The 617-nt window shown below is 69.2% G+C and carries 1 protein-coding gene; it reads right to left on the bottom strand.

Translation table 11 applies throughout. The features are described from left to right. Nucleotides 1-585: a GTP-binding protein gene (locus IE329_RS40075; RefSeq protein WP_073926033.1), complete on the bottom strand. Its 585-nt coding sequence runs from the start codon at nt 583-585 to the stop codon at nt 1-3. Nucleotides 586-617 lie beyond the last annotated feature (32 nt).

Raw genomic sequence — 617 nt, 5'->3', positions numbered from 1 at the left:
TCAGCGGAGGCGGGCGAGGAGGGCGTGTTCGACGAGGGTGATGAGGGCGCTCTTGGCGCTGTCGCGTCGGCGGGCGTCGAGGGCGATGACGGGGGTGTCGGGGCCGAGTTGGAGTGCTTCGCGGACTTCGTCGGGGGTGTGGGGCTGGTGTCCTTCGAAGCCGTTGAGTGCGACGACGAAGGGCAGGCCGCTGTTCTCGAAGTAGTCGAGTGCGGGGAAGCAGTCGGCGAGGCGGCGGGTGTCGACGAGGACGACGGCGCCGATGGCGCCGCGGACGAGGTCGTCCCACATGAACCAGAAGCGGTCCTGGCCGGGGGTGCCGAAGAGGTAGAGGATGAGGTCTTCGTCGAGGGTGATTCGGCCGAAGTCCATGGCGACGGTGGTGGTCGTCTTGCCCGCGGTGTGGGTGAGGTCGTCGATGCCGGCGCTGGCGCTGGTCATGACGGCTTCGGTGCGCAGGGGGTTGATCTCGGAGACGGCGCCGACGAGGGTGGTCTTGCCGACGCCGAAGCCGCCGGCGACGACGATCTTCGCGGAGGTGGTGGCGCGGGTCGCGGCGGCCGCGTTAGAGCTTGCGAAGTCCACTGAGGACCCTTTCGAGCAGCGTGACGTCGGGC

Source organism: Kitasatospora indigofera (assembly GCF_014655955.1).
GTDB lineage: Bacteria > Actinomycetota > Actinomycetes > Streptomycetales > Streptomycetaceae > Kitasatospora > Kitasatospora indigofera.
This window is presented reverse-complemented; position numbering and strand designations above follow the sequence as displayed.